Source organism: Pseudoalteromonas sp. ATL1, from assembly GCF_058933015.1.
This window is the reverse complement of the sequence record NZ_JBZYXL010000002.1, coordinates 295,160-314,348: the sequence shown is the minus strand read 5'-3', so window position 1 is coordinate 314,348 and position 19,189 is coordinate 295,160. Positions and strand designations below refer to the sequence as shown.

Genomic DNA, 19,189 nt, shown 5'->3' with positions numbered 1-19,189 from the left:
GTGTTCTCATTCTTGTCTGACCAGCGGTCATTTGTCAGCGTTTATATCAAAAATCACAACTGATCACCAGTTGATATTGCTTTTAAGCCGTTGCGTGAACTAGACTGAGCGTATGGTATGCCTTGATCTATAAGGTATTATGAATAAAAAAATTAAATCTGAGTTGCTAGAACACTTAATCGCATTAGAACGGCAATTATTAGAGCCAAGTGTGCGGCGTTCCGGTGATATGCTGGACCAGTTACTGAGCGATGACTTTTATGAGATATCCGCCAATGGGTTAATGTTCAATAAAACGCATGTACTTTCAAGATTGCCAGACGAGAAGGTACCGCAGTTTTATAATCAGGCATTTACTGGACGTATGCTGGCTGAAAACCTTGTGCAGCTCAGTTATCAAGCAGCTTATCGGCGTAGCGTAAAATATCCACTCAGTTACTCTGTTCGAATGTCTTTATGGCGTTGTGAGCAACAAAATTGGCGACTCGTTTTTCATCAAGGCACGCCTTGTCCTGAGTTTTCACTGCATATGGAAGACTGATCTAAATCAGTCTGAGCCTAATTATTTCTTGTTATTTAATTTGAGTTCGATAGATTATCGCCAGTTTTATAACACTGACTAAATCTATGATTGCATTTTCTCCGAATTCAGCGATTGGAAGGCTGTTACTACTAAGAACAATCGCGATAGTTGTTCAATTAGCTATGGTATTGGCCAGTACCTACTTGTTCTCTAAAGACATTGACTTGTTTCCCGCGCTTATCGTGATAGCGTTGGAGTCGATATTTCAACTTGTCAGTCTATATGCATATCGAAACACCCATGAAGCGGCATTCTCGGGGATGTTGTTTCAGTTACTTGCCGATATTGTGTTTTTAACAATTTTGCTGTCATTGTCGGGGGGAGCAAGTAATGCATTTGTTTCTTTGCTACTTCTACCTATCGTTATTGCGGCTGTTACCTTGCCTAAAAAGTATGTGCTGTTGACCTCAAGTTTGGCGGTGGCGAGCTATTTGTATCTATTTTTGAGTATGCCGACGGCGCACGTGCACCACATGGACATGACAGGACATCTGCAAGGGATGCTTGTTAATTTTGTATTTAGTGTCCTTGTTATTGTGTTCGTGGTGATGGCGTTGGCACATAAGTTACAACAAAGAGAAAAGAGTCTAGCAAGAGTAAGAGAAAAGCAACTTAAGAACGAACAAATGATGGCATTAGGTGCCGCTGGAGCGCAAGTGACCCATCAGCTAGCTACTCCAATTGGTACGCTCAATATGCTGTTTGAGGAGTTAAAGGAAGAAACCCCACAGCATGAGTTATGGCAAGATTTTGAACAAGCGCTTGGACAATGTAAAACTCATTTGGATGGTTTTCGTGCGCAAGCTGAGTATTTAAAAAGTACCACATCTGAACGTTCTCAAAGTATTGAACATGTTTTAAAAACACTTAAAGAGTTAGTGGCGATGCAATACCCAGAGCAACGCTTTGTAGTGGCAGAGCAACATGTGAGTGGGCATGTGAGTGCCGACCCGATGCTTGTGCCTGCGCTGCTCAACATTGTGTCAAACTCCGCGCGGGCTAATGAGCAGTCTAACCAGAGGGACTTATTGATCACCAGTAAGATTAGTAATAAAGCATGGCAATTCTCCATTACAGACCACGGCGCAGGTATTGAGCCAGACAAGCTCGTCATGCTAGGGCATGAACTTATTCCAAGTGAACATGGCTTTGGTATGGCATTGTTGCTGTCGCACGCTACATTAGAGCGATTGAATGGGGTAATGACAATTGAAAATCATCCAAACCTAGGAGCCACAACCGTCGTTAGGTTACCACTTATTATGAGTGAGAGAAGCGAATGAAAATGCTAATAATTGAGGACGATGTTGCATTTTCTAATGCGTTAGCTCGACGTTTGAGTAAGTTTGGCTTTGAACCGAAAGTCACAAATGAGGCTGCAAACATCTTAAATGATTGCCAATCTTGGCAACCGAGTTATGTGCTACTTGATATGAATTTAGCGGGAGAATCCGGACTCAATTATATCGAGCAAATCAGGGCTCAATTACCTCTAAGCAAAATCGTGTTACTCACTGGATTTGCGAGTATTGCTACAGCGGTTGATGCGGTAAAAAAAGGCGCTGATGACTATTTAACCAAACCGGCAGATACGAGTCTAATAGTAAAGACTTTGCTTGGACAGAACGCGGAGCCTTTATCTTGTTCACAAACGATGTCGGCAGAGCGGGTTGAATGGGAACATATTCAACAAGTACTCAAGCTTAACAATGGCAATGTGTCAGAAACCGCTCGGCAACTCAACATGCACCGGCGCACACTGCAAAGGAAGTTACAAAAACGCCCAGCCCAAAAGTAATTATTCACCTCAGTTTGCTAGCATAAGGGTTATTTACTAAATTGAAATGATGAGTAGATATCAGCTAATTTTATGCAAATCTTCGATTTAAACTTTGGTGCCATACTTTTGGCCGCGTTATCGTCATTCATGTTGGGAGGGCTTTGGTACTCTCCGTGGCTATTCGGCAATGCGTGGCTGGAAGGGTGCGGACTCACTGAGCTAGACCTCAAACAAAGCGATCCCAAACTTATTTATGGCGGGGCATTGGTGCTAGCCTTATGTGCCTCTATGAGCATGGCGTTGCTGTTAGGTCGCGACCCTCCGTTATTCGAATCTTTGTTATTGGGTTGTATGGTTGGCGCTGGACTCGTTTCAACCGCATTAGGCATTAGTTACATTTTTGAGCAGCGGCCTTTTAAATTATTTTTAATTAATGGTGGTTATCATACCTGTCAGTTTGTTTTAATGGGGGTCATTTTAAGCATCACAGGGTAAGTTTTGGCAAAGCCTAATAAAAAAGGTCCAACGAAGACCATCGACATCTATTGTGCCAACTGTTTGGCTGTTCTTTTCAAATACCGCAAAGGTGGTAAAGGTGCGTTAGTAAAATGCTTCATTGAACGCATCGTCAAAAATCATACGCTTGATAACCTTCATTGTCCTGATTGCGAACAAGTTTTTGCTCGTGAGACGTTGATCAGAGGCACACCCGCAGTAAAATTTATTGGTGGCAAAGTGCGAGCCAAGTAAATGGCGGACATATATCCTTTTTAAAAACAGGCCTGCTGATAATATTAGCCAGTTTGTGCTGTTTCAACGATTGAAAATCACCCTTCCCATGGAATTGGGCCAGTGTGTTTGGGTGAACATTAAATTGCCTATTTGTGGGCGTTTATGGACAAAAACATGATTGATTTATTATTTGATGTGATTGGTATGAGTGGTACTGGCTTGGTGGTTGGTGCATTCTTTATGTTGCAATTGGGCAAGGCATCTCCTGACGGCTTAACCTATAACGTGATGAATCTGACAGGCGCAATTTTGTTGCTGATCAGCTTGTGTTACAACTTTAACTTGGCTAGTTTTGTTATTGAATTATTTTGGATTGCAGCTTCAATCATTGGACTAGTGAAATACTTCAAAGCTAAACAAGCGATTGCTACATAAATTTCAATAAATTACACGTAAAAGCTTGCACGGCAGCCTATCATTTGTATTATAAGTAAGAAGTGAAAGGTCGCTGTGCTGTTATCATTTTTTTTACATGGTGTCAGTAAGCAGTGCATGTTGTTAGGCTGAGCTATGGTAAAACCTTTAAAGATCTCTTTAGCGCTCTTGTTTGCAATGCAGGCAAGTTCAGCGGCATTTGCGAATAATGACCCTGACCTTTTTGATCTTTCCTTTGAAGAACTCCTTGATGTCAATATCAGTTTAGCGACTAAAACAGATGAAACTCGTGCATCTGTTCCTTCAAGTATTACCGTTTTCACACAACAACACATTGCACTGCTTGGTATTAGCAATGCCTATGACTTAATGAATTATGTACCTGGATTCCAATCAACTCGAGGAGATTGGGTTGGTGCTGTGCCTAAAGAGCACACTCGGGGTGTGTATTTGGACAGCGGTAACGTACTGGTAATGATTAATGGCCAGAGACTCAATGAGGCGTCTTTTGGTAAGGCCTCTGTTTACATGCCTCATATCGCTGTTGATATGATCGACAAAGTTGAGTTTATTCGCGGCCCAGGTTCTGCATTATATGGGAGTAATGCATTTTTGGGCGTCATGAATATTGTGACACTCAAGGCGCGTAATCAGATCAGTCTTGGTGTGGGGGAAAATGGCTATAGCCAGTTGGCCGCTAGTTTTAATCATGCGTTTTCCGACACTCTATCAATCTTTAGTAACGTTTCTTGGCAAGGGCAGGACGGCGAGCAATACCAACAGAGGATCAAAGATCCATATGAGAGCTATTTTGTTGAATTTGGTACGAATTGGCAAAAGTTGAAACTGTCGGCATGGCACAACCAAACCAAACTAGATGGCTTTGTTAATTTAGCTGGGTGGTCAAACAACAATTTCCATAAAAGTACCAATACTGCGTTTTCACTGGAATATAAGTTACTGAATAATGAGCAATTTGATGTCGATACATCGCTACGTTACATCAAACATGATATTGACTCTGCGGGACTTATCGCCACTGGTGAAGAGCTAGGATTAGAACACGACTTTTTTGTTGGGCCATCTTGGCAGTCAAAAGACCTCACTTTTAATTTTGACCTTGCCTATCGCGTCGATCCGGTCTTTTCATTTAATTTTGGCGCAGAGTATTCAGAAGAAAAGCAATCTGAAGCAGGTATCAACTCAAGCTATTACGACTTTGAACTGGGTGATGTGTACATTGATGAAGCATATTATCAAGGCAGGATCCGCAACGTTAAACCTCACGTTCCTTTTAACAGCTTATTGCAATCTTTTGACTCAACAGCGGTTTATGGACAGCTAAAATATAATTATGGAGAAAATTTAACGCTATTTGTTGGCGCCAGATATGATGATGTAAAACATATTGATAGCAAGTTTTCTCCTCGTATCGCCACCATATATTCTCTTTCTGAACATGACACGATTAAACTTCAGTACGGTGAGTCATTCAGAACCCCTGTCAGTAATGAACTGAATTCGAACGATGACGTAACAGTGGGGAACCCAAACCTGACGTCGGAGTATGTAAAGACAACAGAGTTGGTCTGGCATACGCAACGAGAACAGTGGGAATTAGACCTAGTATTGTTTGAAAATCAGCTAAAAGATTTCATTAACCTTGTTCCAATTCGCGCACAGTTGGGGCGTTTCACATTTGAAAATACCTTTAACACCAATATGAAAGGCTATGAGTTAAACGGCAAATTTAACTTATCCAGCGTCACTTGGTTTGAGTTGAGTTACACCCATTTATTTGACGAACCATTTAATCCAAGCTTTAAACGTTTTGCAGCGGCCGCTATCACCCATAAAGCGGGGGCTTTTCAAATGAGCCTGAATACAATCTGGCGTGACGCAGTTTTTGTTCAAAGCCCAGAGCCCGAAGCAATAGACAGTGTTGACCAAAAAGCTTATTTCTTATTTGGTGGTTCTTTTTCATGGAAACTTTCGAATAGTCAATCAATTATCCTCAAAGCGGCAAATTTGTTTGATAAACATTACGATGTTTTTGAACCGCGCATGCTGGATGGAAAGATGCCGGGAACAGGTCGAAGCTTAAAGCTGCAGTACGTCCAAAAATTTTAATTTCTCGTATAATCAAATCTCTAACATTATCACTTTTTCTCTCATAATCTTTGATTTACTTAGGATTTGTCAAATTCCTTAAATGGGTATGCAAAGCTAAATGAAAATAGTTATTGAATGCATATCGGTTATTCGTTAACATTCTCCACGCTAATAATAACCATACAAAATCTGGGTATAATTGTGAAAAATATTAAAAATCTTGCGCTCTCTTTAGTTTGCGTTGGCGTTTTGGCTGCGTGTGGTGGCGATGATAATAAAGTGACACCTCCGGTTGATACGGGTACAGGTCAGACAGAACAAACCGACGGAAAAGACAGTGAAGTGGTTAAAGCTGTCGCTACGTTTGAAAACGTTGTAGCGACTAACGCTGAACATGCTTACGCCGTTTATTCAGACTCTTTGGTGGGCGCGAAAGCACTACAGACTGCGATTGATAACTTTGTTGCTGATCCAACAGAAGCACATTTTGTGGCTGCTAAACAAGCGTGGCTTAGTGCACGTGAGTCATACGGACAATCTGAAGTATTTAGATTCCGTGAAGGTCCGATTGACGCGTTAACTAAAAACGAAAATGGCGAATCGGTACTTGAAGATGGCCAAGGCCCTGAAGGTGCAATTAATGCTTGGCCATTGGCTGAGGCATTAATAGATTACACTATCGATATGGATGGTAACGAAGCGCGTGGCAATGCGGCTGTGTATCAAGCTGGTGGCAACATCATTCAAGATACATTCGAATTCCCACAAATCACAGCTGATCTTATTAGAGAAAAGTTTGAGTTAGCTGGCGAAGAGGCAAACGTGACTTCTGGCTATCATGCAATTGAATTTTTGTTGTGGGGTCAGGATTTAAACGCGGATTTAACTTACACAGCGCAGCGTGATTACACCGCAGGACACCGTCCTGTTACCGATTACTATACAACGGCTACAATCCCGGCAGAAGAAACCAATGGCAGAACTTGTACGTCTGGAGATCAAGGCGCTGATGACGAGATCTGTAGTCGCCGTGGCGCATATCTTAAAGCAGCGGCACAACTTTTAGTTGATGATTTACAAAGTGTTGTTGATGCTTGGAACCCTGAAACAGGTTTCCACTATCAAGATAGTGTAAAAGCTGAAAATGCAGCTAAAAACTTAGGTGCCATGTTAGAAAGTATGGGCCGTTTAAGCTTTGGTGAATTAGCGGGTGAGCGTATGAGTATCGCCGTTCGTACTGATTCACAAGAAGATGAGCACTCATGTTTTTCTGATAACACGCACCGTGACATCTGGTTAAATGCCAAAGGTATCCGTAATACCTATCTGGGTCTTTACACACGCACGAATGGTTTAGAGTTATCAGGACCAAGTATCCATAACTTACTAATAACAAAAGGCCATGAAGATTTAGCGAACCAGTTAAAAGCAGCGTTTGATAAAACAATGGCAGCAATTTTAGTTATTGATACTAAAGCGAAAGCAGGTAAGCCTTTTGACACGCAAATTCAAAACGCAGCGGATCAAGAAGCAATCTATGCGGCCATTACTGCACTTGCCGCACAAACTGATCTTATCCAAAAAGCAATCGATGCGTTAGGTGTTTCTGCAGAAGACTTAAAACAAGACACTGAAGAAAACATTTAATAACTAGTCTATAGATGGCTGGCGCAATGCCAGCCTTTTTCAGTTTCTGATCCAGTATATCTGATCAGTAGTAGGGGCACTGAAAATGAAAAACACATTTAATACACTTTTAATCGTTTCAACGCTGGCTGCGCTCAGCGCATGTGGCGGTGGGTCTGGAAGTTCTTCAGCCGAAAGCACAAAGAACACTGACAATAATAATAACGGAACTGATACGTCAGTTTCTGATGAAAATCACGCATTTAAAATCAAAGTAAACGATGGATTATCGCCATTGCTTATCAATAAAGCGGATGATGCTGAATATTTGTCTGCAGGCCAAGCTACGACGAATATTATCGATCATAATGCCTACAGCCAAGCTTTGCCAGCGGTGGTAGATACGCCTGAATTAGACGCGGTGTTTAAAGCTGGAGACCATACTTTTAGAAGTAACCACGATGGTCAGGGTCCATTGTTCAACAATACAAGTTGTCAGGGCTGCCATATTAAAGATGGCCGTGGGCAGGTACCAGCCAATATCAATGAAGCAATGTCGAGCATGTTCTTACGTGTAGGTGACAGCCAAGGTAACATCGATCCTATCTACGGAGATCAACTCCAAGTGTTTGGCACGATCACCGGACAAGGTGGCGGTGTACTTGCAAAATATCGAGGTGCTGTGGATGAAGGTTTAGCCTATGGAGAAGCCTATACATGGGTTGAATACGAAACAATTACTGGCCAATTTGCAGATGGGCAAACGTACACATTACGTAAACCGATATATAAAGTAAAAGACCTTGCTTATGGCGATTTTATGGATGACGTGCAATTTTCAGCGCGCGTTACACCACACGTCTATGGCTCCGGTTTACTAGAAAGTATTCCAGAATCGTGCCTGCTCGCTTACGCCGACCCTGAAGACGCCGACGGCGATGGTATATCAGGTCGAGCGGCGTACACAACTAATCCAGTAACTGGACAAAAACAACTCGCACGCTTTGGCCAAAAAGCTGTGACGGGTTCTGTGCTGCAGCAGATCTCAGGTGCTTATCGCGGTGATATGGGGGTGACCAACTCAATTAACCCAGCAGAGCCGTGTACAGATCGTCAGCAAGCGTGTATCGCTCAAGCGCAGACTGAAAATGATAAACATCATGATGGTGTTGATCTTAACGACGTGGATTTAGCTCAAGTTGAGTTTTATAACCGTACTTTGGCAGTACCAAAGCGCAGAGGATATAGCAAAAGTACAAGTCTATGGAGCGAGGATGTCGCTTCTGGAAGAGTTCAGTTCTACGCGGCTAATTGTCATAGCTGTCATGTGCCACGACATAAAACGGGAGCAGCTCAAGGCAGTGTTTTAGGCGATGTAGATCTGATCACTTTGAAAACCACTCGTACCAATATTACCGCATTGGAGCAGCAAGTTATTTATCCATATACGGACCTGTTATTGCACGATATGGGTGGCTCATGCGAGGTGAGCAAAGAACTTCCTACTGGAGAAGCCTGTGAAGGCGGTGCAATGTGTACGTACACACAGCGCTGTGAAGGGCTTGCAGATGGCAGACCTGAAGGTGAGGCATCGGGCAGAGAATGGAAAACGCCGGCTTTGTGGGGCTTAGGCTTAGTGCAAACGGTGAACCCAAAAGCAACTTTTTTACATGATGGCCGCGCACGCACGATAGAAGAAGCAATTCTTTGGCACGCAGGGGAAGCTACTCAATCACAGCAGGCGTATATCAATATGAACAAGGAGCAACGTTCAGCATTACTGGCTTTTCTTGGTAGTTTGTAATGTTGATAATAAATGTTGCAACGGTTGCGTTACTGAGTAATGCAACCACAGCATTGAATACTGCGCTCCCACATAGCGAAGTGCAAAAGGTGCCAAAATTTTCTGTGCAAGAAATGTATCCTGGTGGTGAGGTAACTGCCAGGAAGCCTGCGCATAGAACTTTTATTCACCCTGCGAGCAACGTGCCGACGATGGAGCAATTGGATTTTTGGGATGGCTTTTCATTCTTTCGCGATCCTTGGGTAGCATCACCAGCAATCACGAAAGACAGAGATGGCCTAGGTCCGCTGTTTAACGCTCGTTCATGCAAGGCCTGTCATAACGATGGTGGGCGAGGAAGGTTAGCAAGCTCTGGAAGTCGAGCAACGCCAGCTTTGCTATTTCGCTTATTAAAAACCAACCGCTATGGCCATGATCTCAACTATGGTGGCCAGTTACAGCCTATCGCCATTAGATTGTCACATCATAAGTTACCAAAGCCAGTACAGCCAGAAGGCCAAGTTACTGTTACTTATAGTGAAGTTACAGGTAAATATGCCGATGGCAGTACTTATCGCTTAAGGCGGCCAACATATCAGCTTTCAGATCTGAACTACGGAAAGCTCGAGCCAGATACCACTTTGTCCGCTCGTTATGCACCGGCAATTTATGGCATGGGATTACTCGATGCAATCAGTGAGCGCGATCTGTTAGCTCAGCAGGATGTTGAAGATAAAGATCAAGATGGGATCAGTGCCAAATACAATATGGTGATTGATGCTGTAACTCAGCAAACCAAGATAGGTCGATTTGGCTTTAAGGGGTTACATAGCACGCTGGAACAGCAAGTTGCTGGTGCATTTGTTAATGATATCGGTATTACTAACCCTATCTTTGCAAAAGAGAGCTGCACCGATGTTCAAAAAGCGTGTTTAATCGCCGCGAGTATTGACCCACCTGGCACCTTGGATATTCCAAAAAAGCTTCATGATCTAACGGTGTATATGAATCAATTGCTCGCAGTACCGAAGGCAAGGGATCTGAAAAGTGAACGGGCTCAAAAAGGTCGTGCGCTTTTCTATCAAATAGGGTGTAACAACTGTCACATGCCTAAGTACGTGACTGGCGATGAATATCCAGTTAACGCGCTGAGAAATCAAGTTATTTATCCATATACGGATCTGGCGCTGCACGATATGGGTGAGGGACTTGCCGATGGTGGTGTAGAAAACTTAGCAAGCGGTTCCGAGTGGCGAACGCCACCGCTTTGGGGGATTGGCTTGCAAAAACGTGTGCAGGGATATGCGGCCTATCTACACGATGGTAGAGCAAGAACTTTAGAGGAAGCGATCTTGTGGCATGGCGGTGAAGCGAACGAACAACAAACGATTTTTCGTCATTTGACTGCAGATGAGCGAGCGTCGCTTATCTATTTTTTAGAACAAATTTAATATTAGAGATAGCATCATGGGAACAACTACAAATCAACGTGCGATGTTGGCGCTAATGGGCGTGCTTTTAGCAGGACAACTAACTGGTTGTGGCGGTGGCGGCTCGAGCGAGCAGCCAAAAGTAGATAATGGTGGCCAAACAGGTAATAGCGGCGACAGTAATAACGGTGGACAAGTTGACACGGGAGACAACAGCACAACCACACCAACTAATCCTGACGATGAAAATAAAGAACAACTTACGGCTGAACAAGGTTATGAGAAGCTGACTGCCAATTTAGTGGACGGCGTTGTCATTCCTTTATATGAAAATGTTGAGAAGACGAACTTGGAACTGAAAACGCAAGTGACAGCATTCTGTTCAAAGTCAGAGCCTTCATTACAAGATCTGGCTGACTTACAGGAAAAATGGCGTGCAACAAGCGCATCATGGCAACAAGCGCGCAGTGTTAAAATGGGCCCGATCGCAGACACCTTCCATTACTCACGAATTCAGTATTGGCCGTATTCAGCAGAAAAATTAATCGGCGACGTTGAAGTGTTGTTTGAACAAAATACGGATATGAGTCAAGGCGTTGCGTCATTTAAGCACCAGCTACAAGGACTACCGGCATTTGAATACGTTATTTTTAACAAAGATAAACCACTACTAACTAGTGCAGACCGCGCACAACGTTGCCAATTCATCAGTGCGATCACTGACAATATTGATACGCTCGTGACAAACAGCGTTACTCAATGGCAAACAAGTTACGGTGAACAATTCCGCGCTGGGAATGGTATTTTTACAGATAAAAAACAGGCGCTTGAGAAATTTTTAACGGTTTGGTTTGAGTATCTAGAGATCATTAGAGATGACAAAATCAATAAACCGCTTGGCCTTGAGGTCCCCGGTAAAATTGAACTTGCTGAAAGTATTTTTAGCGAATCGTCTGTCGCCAATATCAAAGCCAATATTATCGCACTTGAGAAACTATATGAAGGCTCTGATGGATTCGGATTTGATGATTATCTAATCCTCGTAAATCAACGAGAGGATGTGACAAAAGAAATCAAGTTACACTTCCAAGCGGTTTATCAAGCCATTGAAGCAACGGGTTATTTGCCTATGGGTGAGCTAGTTTCAAGTAACGAAGGTCGAGTGAAGCTTGCCAACCTTGCCACGGCAATTTCAAACTTACGCAGCCTAATGAGCAGTGACTTTGTTCAGGTGACTGAACTGAGCCCTGGCTTTAATACCAATGATGGAGATTAAGCGTGTCTTTGCATAAACGCATGGATATTCATGGTCGTAGGCAGTTTTGTAAAAAACTGCTGGCCATGGGGGCATGTATTAGCGTCATGCCGGTGTTAAGTGGCTGTGAATTGGTTGCTAAGCAACAACGTTTTGCGAGTGCTTATACTGCTAATGACGGGCAAAACTTTGTTGCGTGGTTTAACAGTGATGGTGAGATCCTTGGCCAAGTTGCGATAGCCGAGCGCGCGCATGATCTATGTTATGTGCCTAATCGCGAGCTTATATTGGCATTTTCTCGTCGTCCAGGTCGTGCTTTAAATATTGTTGATATGAAAGAACAGAAGTTGCTCAAGCGTATTGAGAGTAGCGCCGATCAGCACTTTTTTGGCCATGGTGTATTGAGCCATGATGGCAAGTGGTTATATACCACGGAAAACCATTTTGATGACTCATATGCTGAACATGATGGTTTGATTGTGGTACGCAATACCGATAATTTTGCTATTGAAGCTCAGTTTTCAAGCTTTGGGGTAGGTCCTCATCAACTGGCAATGTTGCAAAACAGCAATACGCTGGTTGTGGCAAATGGCGGGATCCATACGCATCCCGCGAGCCCGAGGACTAAGCTTAACTTGGATAGTATGAAGCCTAACTTGAGCTACATCGACACCAGCACAGGGCAATTGCTAGAGCAAGTTACGCCGCCCGATCATCAATTAAGTATGCGTCACTTGTGTGTTGCAAACGATAATACCGTTTATGTCGGTTGTCAGTATCAGGGCCCGAAGCATCAGATTCAGCCTTTGATTTTTGTTCATACCAAAGGGGGCAAGTTGCAGGCGCTCAAAGCTGACCAAGAACAATGGCTCAGTTTTAAACAATATACGGCGAGTCTCGCTGTCGATAGCAGTGATCATACTCTAGCCGTTACTTCTCCTAGGGGAGGGATTGTGAGCTATTGGCATAGACGAAGCCTGGAGCTCGCACATATTGAACGCAAAGATGATTGTGCAGGCATAGCAGCCGATGACGCGCATTCATTTGTTACTAGTACGGGTAAAGGTTATTTAAATCATAAAGGCAAAGCTGCAAAGCACGACCTTCACTGGGATAACCATATGATTAATTGTAATATTTAACGCCCTCATCGCGCAGTAATAATGGTTTTTTCCCTTTACTGCGCTTATTCGCCATAAAAGTGTCATTTATGAATACTTAATAAGTTACAGCCTTACATGGCGTATATGCTCTAATCGCAGATAACAGGAACTGGTATGTTTGGCTTAACCAGTTACGGCTCAAATGCTAAATAATCCTACCCAAAATAAGATCTAGATTGATTTAAAATATCTATATTTTCAAACTTACCTAAAAAAAGAAGCATCTCTGTATGTAAATTGTTAAGTAATGTAACCTTTAGTTTACATATATGAGGGGGCTTTTAATAAATTATTCTTGAAAATTTTTAAGTATATGTAAAATAAACTTATTAAATTGAAATTCGTTTTGTTTGTTTTTTGTTAAATTTAGGTGTTTTTTTTGTTCTGTCGGCCTACGCTGGTAATGCGACAGATTTATGTCGTGACACTTAAATTATTAAAAGTCAGTAACACTGACGTGGACAAATAAACAACAAATTGGAGCGTAAACGTGAAATTATCACATATCACTTTAGCCACGGTTTCAGCACTTGCTTTTGCTCACATGAGCCCTGCATTAGCTGCAAATAAGCAATATTTAAATCAAAATAATGCCCTTAACAGTGTCGTTAAATCGAATGCTGTGTCATTGCTTTCAAGCGATGCAAAAGAAATTGTTGGTTTAAGTACCGAGAATGACTTGGTGCTAGTTAAGGAGTTTAAAAAAAGCAATGGCGGCGTAACACGCCGCTACCAGCAAATGTACAAAGGTATACCTGTTGTTGGCGATCAGGTGATTTTATCTTTTGATAAAAACAACCAGCTAGAGTTTGCGCATGGTGCTGCGGTATATGATATTGCGTTAGATTTGCAATCAGTGAAGCCTACACTGACTAAAGATGCGGCTGTAGCACTTGCAGAGCAAGCGCATGGCGTAGTTGCACTTGACGCTAAAGGTGACAAGCTAGAGAAACACAATGAAACATCAAAACTTGTTGTTTGGGTAAACAAAAAGAATAAAAAAGCCTATTTAGCTTATGAAGTATCGTATGTTGTGTATGGTGATAATCCATCTCGTCCTTATCAAATTATAGACGCGCATACAGGAGAAATGCTGTTTAGCTATGAAAACTTACAGCACGCACAAGCGACAGGACCTGGTGGTAACCAAAAAACAGGTCGCTACGTATACGGCACTGATTATAGCCATCTTGATGTAGAGCAATCGGGCAGTACATGTACGATGAACTCTGCGAACGTTAAGACAATTAACTTAAACCATGGGTCGACAAACTCATCTGCGCACAGTTTTACCTGTCCTGAAAATACGATTAAAGAGATCAATGGCGCGTTTTCACCACTGAATGATGCACATTATTTCGGCAACGTTGTTTTCAATATGTACAGTGATTGGTTAGGTACAGCGCCTTTAACATTCCAGTTAAAAATGCGTGTTCACTATAACACGAGTTATGAGAATGCATTCTGGGATGGCTCAGCGATGACTTTCGGTGACGGTAAAGATCGTTTCTACCCGTTAGTGAGCCTTGATGTGTCGGCGCACGAGGTTAGCCATGGCTTCACAGAACAAAACTCGGGTTTAGTTTATAGCGGTAAATCTGGTGGTTTGAACGAAGCGTTCTCTGATATGGCGGGTGAAGCTGCTGAGTTCTTTATGAAAGGTTCGAATGACTGGTTAGTTGGTCAGGACATTTTCAAAGCGGAAGGCGCGCTTCGTTACATGAACGATCCAACGCGTGATGGTCGTTCAATTGATCATCAGTCTGACTATAGCTCGGGTATGGACGTGCATCACAGCTCTGGTGTGTTCAATAAAGCATTCTACAACCTTGCAACAACAGCTGGCTGGGATACTAAAAAAGCGTTCTTAGTCATGGCTAAAGCGAACCAGCAATACTGGACTGCAAATACCAACTGGGATCTAGCGGGTAACGGCGCAATTGACGCAGCGTGTGATCTTGGCTTTGAAATAGCAGACGTTAAAGCCGCTTTAGCAGCCGTGGGTGTAAACTCTGATGCAAGTCCTGGTAGTTCATGTGCAGGCCCAATTAATGATGAAGAAATCTTCAACGGTCAACCTCGTACAGGCATTTCTGGTGCTTCTAAAGAACAAAAATTCTTTGTGATGAATGTACCAGCGGGCGCGACAAACCTTAAGTTTGATACCACTGGCGGCACAGGTGATGCGGATTTATATGTGAAGTTTGGTAACCGTCCATCGCTTGATACATTTGATTGTAAGAGCACAACTTCTACGTCCACTGAGACTTGTTCAATCAGCAATGTTCAAGCGGGTGCCTATTTTGTGATGGTTGAAGCTTGGAATCAAATCTCAGGTGTTACTTTAACAGGTAGCTACTCAACAGATACAGGTGGTCCAACTCCGATTAACCGTACTGAATCAAATGTATCAGTTGCGCGTAGTGACTGGACTCGTTTCACTCAAGACTTAGCTGCTGGCTACTCTTCTTTAGAAGTGACTATCTCTGGTGGAACAGGGGATTCAGACCTATATGTCAACTTTGGTTCTGAGTCTTCAACAACTCAATACCAATGTCGTCCATACAAAAATGGTAACAGTGAGACTTGTTCATTCACCAATCCTCAAGCAGGTACTTGGCACATTGATTTGCGTGGTTACAGCGCTGCGAGCGGTGTAACACTGAACATCAAAGCAAACTAATTTGCCGATGTAAAAAGGGAGCTTAGGCTCCCTTTATTGATACAATACTAAGGGATACAACATGAAAACAACATTGAACATCGCCTTGCTAAGTGCCAGTATTTTGGCTTCATTCGCAAGCAGTGCAGCACAACCATTAGATGAAAAAATCTGGGTCACTATTGACCCTCAAGCCGCACAGCATTACCAGTTTAAAAATATGCTTAGCGGTAGCAATTTAACAACGCATAGTAGCGCTTTAAATAGCGTCAACTTGATGCTGATTGATTCTTCACAGGTGAATGCATTAAGTACGTTTATGCACGACAACTATCATCGCTGCGGTGGCTTTGTCGCGCATGAATCTTATGATGATGCGCAACAGTACTTGCATCAATTAGCACAAGTAAAAGACGGCGATGTGTCGCCATTTTTGGTTAACTATACGATTGACAATCCAGCTCGAGTGAGCAGCCTGTTAAGTCAGCTTTCTGCCAATAACCTTGATAATACAGTCAACACCATGAGTGCATTTCACAATCGTTACTACACACAACAAACGGGTGTCGATGCGGCAGAGTGGCTAAAAGGCCATTGGCAGCAGCTAGCGGCGTCTCGAAGCGACATCAGTGTTGAATATTTTAATCATAGTTGGTCTCAGTCATCGGTTGTGGTGACTATTCCAGGTAGCGAAAAAGCGGATGAAATTGTCGTGATTGGCGGTCATTTGGATTCAATTAACTCCTCTAGCCCAAGCTCTGGTAGAGCACCTGGTGCAGATGACAATGCATCGGGCATTTCGGTGTTAACGGAAGCATTGCGTGCCGTGGTTGCTTCTGATTTCAAACCCCAGCGTACCATACAGATTATGGGCTTTGCGGCTGAAGAAGTTGGCCTTCGAGGCTCAAAAGATATTGCGCAGGCGTATAAATCACAGGGTAAAAACGTGGTGGGTATGGTGCAATTTGACATGACCGGTAGTAATGGCAGTGTGCAAGACATTGTAATGATGACCGATTATACCAATAGCGCACAAAATCAGTTTTTAGGGCAATTGATTGATACCTATCTACCCTCTATCACATTTGCTTATGATCAATGTGGCTATGGTTGTTCAGATCATGCTTCATGGTACCAGCAAGGCTATGCGGCCTCTATGCCTTTTGAATCAAAAATGTCTGATATAAATAGAAAAATCCATACAACCAGCGATACAGAGTTTGATTCGACTCATGCCGTCAAGTTTGCAAAATTGGCTGTGACTTATCTTGCAGAGTTGGCTAAAGATGCGGGGGCAGTTGACCCAGATCCTGATCCTACCAATGAGCTAGAAAATGGCGTGCCTAAAACTGGCATCTCTGGCGCATCGAAAGAGCAACTTTTCTATACACTTGAAGTGCCAGCAAATAGTACAAATCTCAAATTTGTGACCACAGGTGGAACTGGTGATGCGGATCTATACGTCAAATTTGGATCTAAACCAACGCTGCAAAGCTACGACTGTAAGAGTACTAATTCAAATAGTGAAGAAAGTTGTAATATTGACAGTGCACAGGCTGGTACTTACTACGTGATGGTGGAAGCTTGGAATGCAATTAGCAACGTTAGCCTGACTGGTAGTTTTAACTCTGCTGGTGAAGGGCCTACACCTATTAATCGTCAAGAAACCAATATCAGTGTTAATCGTGGTAGTTGGGTATACTTTGAACAAGCATTAGAAGCAGGCTATTCAAACCTAACGGTGAGTATCTCTGGCGGTACAGGTGATGCCGATTTGTATGTTAAACATGGCACACAAGTATCTGATAATGTTCACGATTGCCGCCCATATAAAAACGGCAATACAGAGTCGTGTTCGTTTGATGCGCCAGCCTCAGGAACCTGGTTTATTGGCCTAAAAGGCTATAGCAACAGCAACGGTGTAACGCTCACGATTAGCGGACAATAATTCCTTTCTCAACCTAGTTAAATGTGAGTCATCATGATGGCTCATATTTAACTAATTGTTTACTTTTAACTTGTTGTCAGTGCTTTATCCCTTCATACTTCCTCCTCAATATTTCATTACACTCACGTTTATAACGTTTCAGTTTTACGATTGATATGACACAAATTAATAAAAATTCTAATTTAACTGGGCACTTATTATGGTTTGCCCCCGCTTTATTTCTCGTAACCTGTATCACGGACGCGCCGACTGGCATGAGCGTTGAGGCGTGGCGAACTGCGGGTTTAGCGATTTGGTTGGCGATATGGTGGGTCAGTGAAGTTGTCCCAATTCCTGCGACCTCTTTGGTTCCTTTGTTAGCAGTCCCTTTGGCAGGCATAAATAATATTAAAGCGGCTTCGAGCTTATACGCGCATCCTCTCATCTTTTTATTTTTAGGTGGGTTTTTGATTTCCATTGCAATGGAAAAGTGGCAATTGCATAAACGTATCGCGCTTTTTACCATGCTCAAGTGCGGGAATAATGCGCGTGTCCAAATTTTAGCAATGATGATGGTTAGTGGCTTTCTTTCTATGTGGATCAATAATACCGCTACCACTTTGATGATGTTGCCTATCGCGCTTTCAGTGATCCATGTCCTGCAAGAGAACAAGAGCAATTGTGATAATTATGGTAAAGCTTTGCTACTGGCGATTGCGTACAGTGCCAGTATTGGCGGAGTTGGGACCATTATTGGCACCGCGCCGAATGCTTTGATGGCGGCTTATTTGTGGGAAAGCTACCAGATTAAAATTGGTTTTGCGCAGTGGATGGCATTAGCGGTACCTTTCAGTGCGTTGATGATTTTTCTAGCATGGATTTGGCTCACGCGTTTTGCGTTTAAAGTTAAGCCAACTTCATCAGAGGTTAATTTAACAGCCTTATTTGAAAAGCAGCTAAACGCTTTGGGCGCGATGTCAGTCGCTGAAAAAAATGTCTTCGCCGTATTTGTGTTTGCAGCGACCAGTTGGGTATTGAGGCCCTATTTGGCTATTTGGACAGGATTAGATATTACAGACACAGGCATAGCGATTGCGGCATCTTTACTGTTGTTCGTGCTGCCATCCGGTGAAAAAGATCAAAAACTCATGGATTGGCAATCTGCAAACCAACTACCATGGGGCATTTTGCTGTTGTTTGGTGGAGGCTTAACATTAGCGGCTCAAATCAAAAGTTCGGGGTTAGCAGAATATGTTGCTAACTCGCTTTCAGGGGCTTCTGCTGTGCCAATCGTGTTGGGTATTTTACTGGTTGCAGCACTGATCTGCTTTTTAACTGAGCTAACGAGTAATACTGCTACAGCAGCAGGGTTCTTGCCGCTACTCGGGCCCATTGCAGAGCAAATTTCTGGCACACCGTTAATTTGGGTGATCCCCGCAGCAATTGCAGCAAGTTGTGCCTTTATGATGCCAGTGGCAACGCCGCCAAACGCCATTGTATTTGGTTCCGGTGAAATAAAAATAAAAGACATGATACGGGCTGGGTTTGCGATGAACATCATCGCAATCATATTGATCACGGTACTCACTATCAGTGTTGGTAGCTGGGTATTTGATTACGCTAGATTTTTGTATTGAAACAATTTAAGTACGGCACTATGCGTAGTGCCGAGCGCTTGATATAGTGGTTGTAATTTAGACA

Annotated in this window: 15 protein-coding genes; all 15 read left to right on the top strand. The window is 42.9% G+C overall.

What is annotated here, in order from left to right; genetic code table 11:
- The first annotated feature begins 139 nt into the window (after window positions 1-139).
- The 15 genes from AC5FX4_RS19585 (at window position 140) to AC5FX4_RS19515 (ending at window position 19,125) form a co-directional block, all read left to right on the top strand.
- Window positions 140-541 (top strand): nuclear transport factor 2 family protein, encoded by a 402-nt coding sequence (locus tag AC5FX4_RS19585; protein WP_493608100.1) that lies wholly within the window; start codon window positions 140-142, stop codon window positions 539-541.
- Window positions 542-627: 86 nt separating this feature from the next.
- A complete protein-coding gene (locus AC5FX4_RS19580; RefSeq protein WP_493608099.1) occupies window positions 628-1,866 on the top strand; it encodes an ATP-binding protein in 1,239 nt (412 codons plus the stop codon).
- Window positions 1,863-2,381 carry a response regulator transcription factor gene (locus AC5FX4_RS19575; RefSeq protein WP_493608098.1) on the top strand — a complete coding sequence of 173 codons (519 nt, stop codon included), beginning with the start codon at window positions 1,863-1,865 and terminating at the stop codon, window positions 2,379-2,381. The genes AC5FX4_RS19580 and AC5FX4_RS19575 overlap by 4 nt, the downstream gene beginning before the upstream one ends.
- A gap of 72 nt (window positions 2,382-2,453) precedes the next feature.
- The gene (locus AC5FX4_RS19570) at window positions 2,454-2,858 is read left to right on the top strand and encodes a DUF1761 domain-containing protein (RefSeq protein WP_493608097.1); all 405 of its coding nucleotides are present in this window, start codon (window positions 2,454-2,456) and stop codon (window positions 2,856-2,858) included.
- A 3-nt stretch (window positions 2,859-2,861) separates the two neighbouring features.
- Complete coding sequence (locus AC5FX4_RS19565; RefSeq protein WP_493608096.1) at window positions 2,862-3,113, top strand: hypothetical protein; 252 nt, start codon at window positions 2,862-2,864, stop codon at window positions 3,111-3,113.
- Window positions 3,114-3,269: 156 nt separating this feature from the next.
- Window positions 3,270-3,530 (top strand): CBU_0592 family membrane protein, encoded by a 261-nt coding sequence (locus tag AC5FX4_RS19560; RefSeq protein WP_493608095.1) that lies wholly within the window; start codon window positions 3,270-3,272, stop codon window positions 3,528-3,530.
- Window positions 3,531-3,665: 135 nt separating this feature from the next.
- Window positions 3,666-5,660: a TonB-dependent receptor plug domain-containing protein gene (locus AC5FX4_RS19555; protein WP_493608094.1), complete on the top strand. Its 1,995-nt coding sequence runs from the start codon at window positions 3,666-3,668 to the stop codon at window positions 5,658-5,660.
- 183 nt (window positions 5,661-5,843) lie between these two features.
- Complete coding sequence (locus AC5FX4_RS19550) at window positions 5,844-7,289, top strand: imelysin family protein (protein WP_493608093.1); 1,446 nt, start codon at window positions 5,844-5,846, stop codon at window positions 7,287-7,289.
- Between the two features lie 85 nt (window positions 7,290-7,374).
- Window positions 7,375-9,072, top strand: a complete 1,698-nt coding sequence (locus AC5FX4_RS19545) for a di-heme oxidoreductase family protein (protein ID WP_493608092.1) — start codon at window positions 7,375-7,377, stop codon at window positions 9,070-9,072.
- Entirely contained in the window at window positions 9,072-10,502 is a 1,431-nt protein-coding gene (locus AC5FX4_RS19540) for a di-heme oxidoreductase family protein (RefSeq protein ID WP_493608091.1), read from the top strand. Before AC5FX4_RS19545 ends, AC5FX4_RS19540 begins: the two co-directional genes overlap by 1 nt.
- Before the next feature lie 16 nt (window positions 10,503-10,518).
- Window positions 10,519-11,757 (top strand): imelysin family protein, encoded by a 1,239-nt coding sequence (locus AC5FX4_RS19535; protein ID WP_493608090.1) that lies wholly within the window; start codon window positions 10,519-10,521, stop codon window positions 11,755-11,757.
- A 2-nt stretch (window positions 11,758-11,759) separates the two neighbouring features.
- The gene (locus AC5FX4_RS19530; RefSeq protein ID WP_493608089.1) at window positions 11,760-12,878 is read left to right on the top strand and encodes a DUF1513 domain-containing protein; all 1,119 of its coding nucleotides are present in this window, start codon (window positions 11,760-11,762) and stop codon (window positions 12,876-12,878) included.
- Window positions 12,879-13,389: 511 nt separating this feature from the next.
- A complete protein-coding gene (locus AC5FX4_RS19525; protein WP_493608088.1) occupies window positions 13,390-15,582 on the top strand; it encodes a M4 family metallopeptidase in 2,193 nt (730 codons plus the stop codon).
- Window positions 15,583-15,643: 61 nt separating this feature from the next.
- Window positions 15,644-17,509: a M28 family metallopeptidase gene (locus AC5FX4_RS19520; protein WP_493608087.1), complete on the top strand. Its 1,866-nt coding sequence runs from the start codon at window positions 15,644-15,646 to the stop codon at window positions 17,507-17,509.
- Window positions 17,510-17,664: 155 nt separating this feature from the next.
- The gene (locus AC5FX4_RS19515) at window positions 17,665-19,125 is read left to right on the top strand and encodes an SLC13 family permease (protein ID WP_493608086.1); all 1,461 of its coding nucleotides are present in this window, start codon (window positions 17,665-17,667) and stop codon (window positions 19,123-19,125) included.
- Window positions 19,126-19,189: the final 64 nt, after the last annotated feature.

Coding starts and splice junctions, on each gene's coding strand:
- AC5FX4_RS19585 (WP_493608100.1), top strand. CDS start 140: ATGAATAAAAAAATTAAATCTGAGTTGCTAGAACACTTAATCGCATTA.
- AC5FX4_RS19580 (WP_493608099.1), top strand. CDS start 628: ATGATTGCATTTTCTCCGAATTCAGCGATTGGAAGGCTGTTACTACTA.
- AC5FX4_RS19575 (WP_493608098.1), top strand. CDS start 1,863: ATGAAAATGCTAATAATTGAGGACGATGTTGCATTTTCTAATGCGTTA.
- AC5FX4_RS19570 (WP_493608097.1), top strand. CDS start 2,454: ATGCAAATCTTCGATTTAAACTTTGGTGCCATACTTTTGGCCGCGTTA.
- AC5FX4_RS19560 (WP_493608095.1), top strand. CDS start 3,270: ATGATTGATTTATTATTTGATGTGATTGGTATGAGTGGTACTGGCTTG.
- AC5FX4_RS19555 (WP_493608094.1), top strand. CDS start 3,666: ATGGTAAAACCTTTAAAGATCTCTTTAGCGCTCTTGTTTGCAATGCAG.
- AC5FX4_RS19545 (WP_493608092.1), top strand. CDS start 7,375: ATGAAAAACACATTTAATACACTTTTAATCGTTTCAACGCTGGCTGCG.
- AC5FX4_RS19540 (WP_493608091.1), top strand. CDS start 9,072: ATGTTGATAATAAATGTTGCAACGGTTGCGTTACTGAGTAATGCAACC.
- AC5FX4_RS19535 (WP_493608090.1), top strand. CDS start 10,519: ATGGGAACAACTACAAATCAACGTGCGATGTTGGCGCTAATGGGCGTG.
- AC5FX4_RS19520 (WP_493608087.1), top strand. CDS start 15,644: ATGAAAACAACATTGAACATCGCCTTGCTAAGTGCCAGTATTTTGGCT.
- AC5FX4_RS19515 (WP_493608086.1), top strand. CDS start 17,665: ATGACACAAATTAATAAAAATTCTAATTTAACTGGGCACTTATTATGG.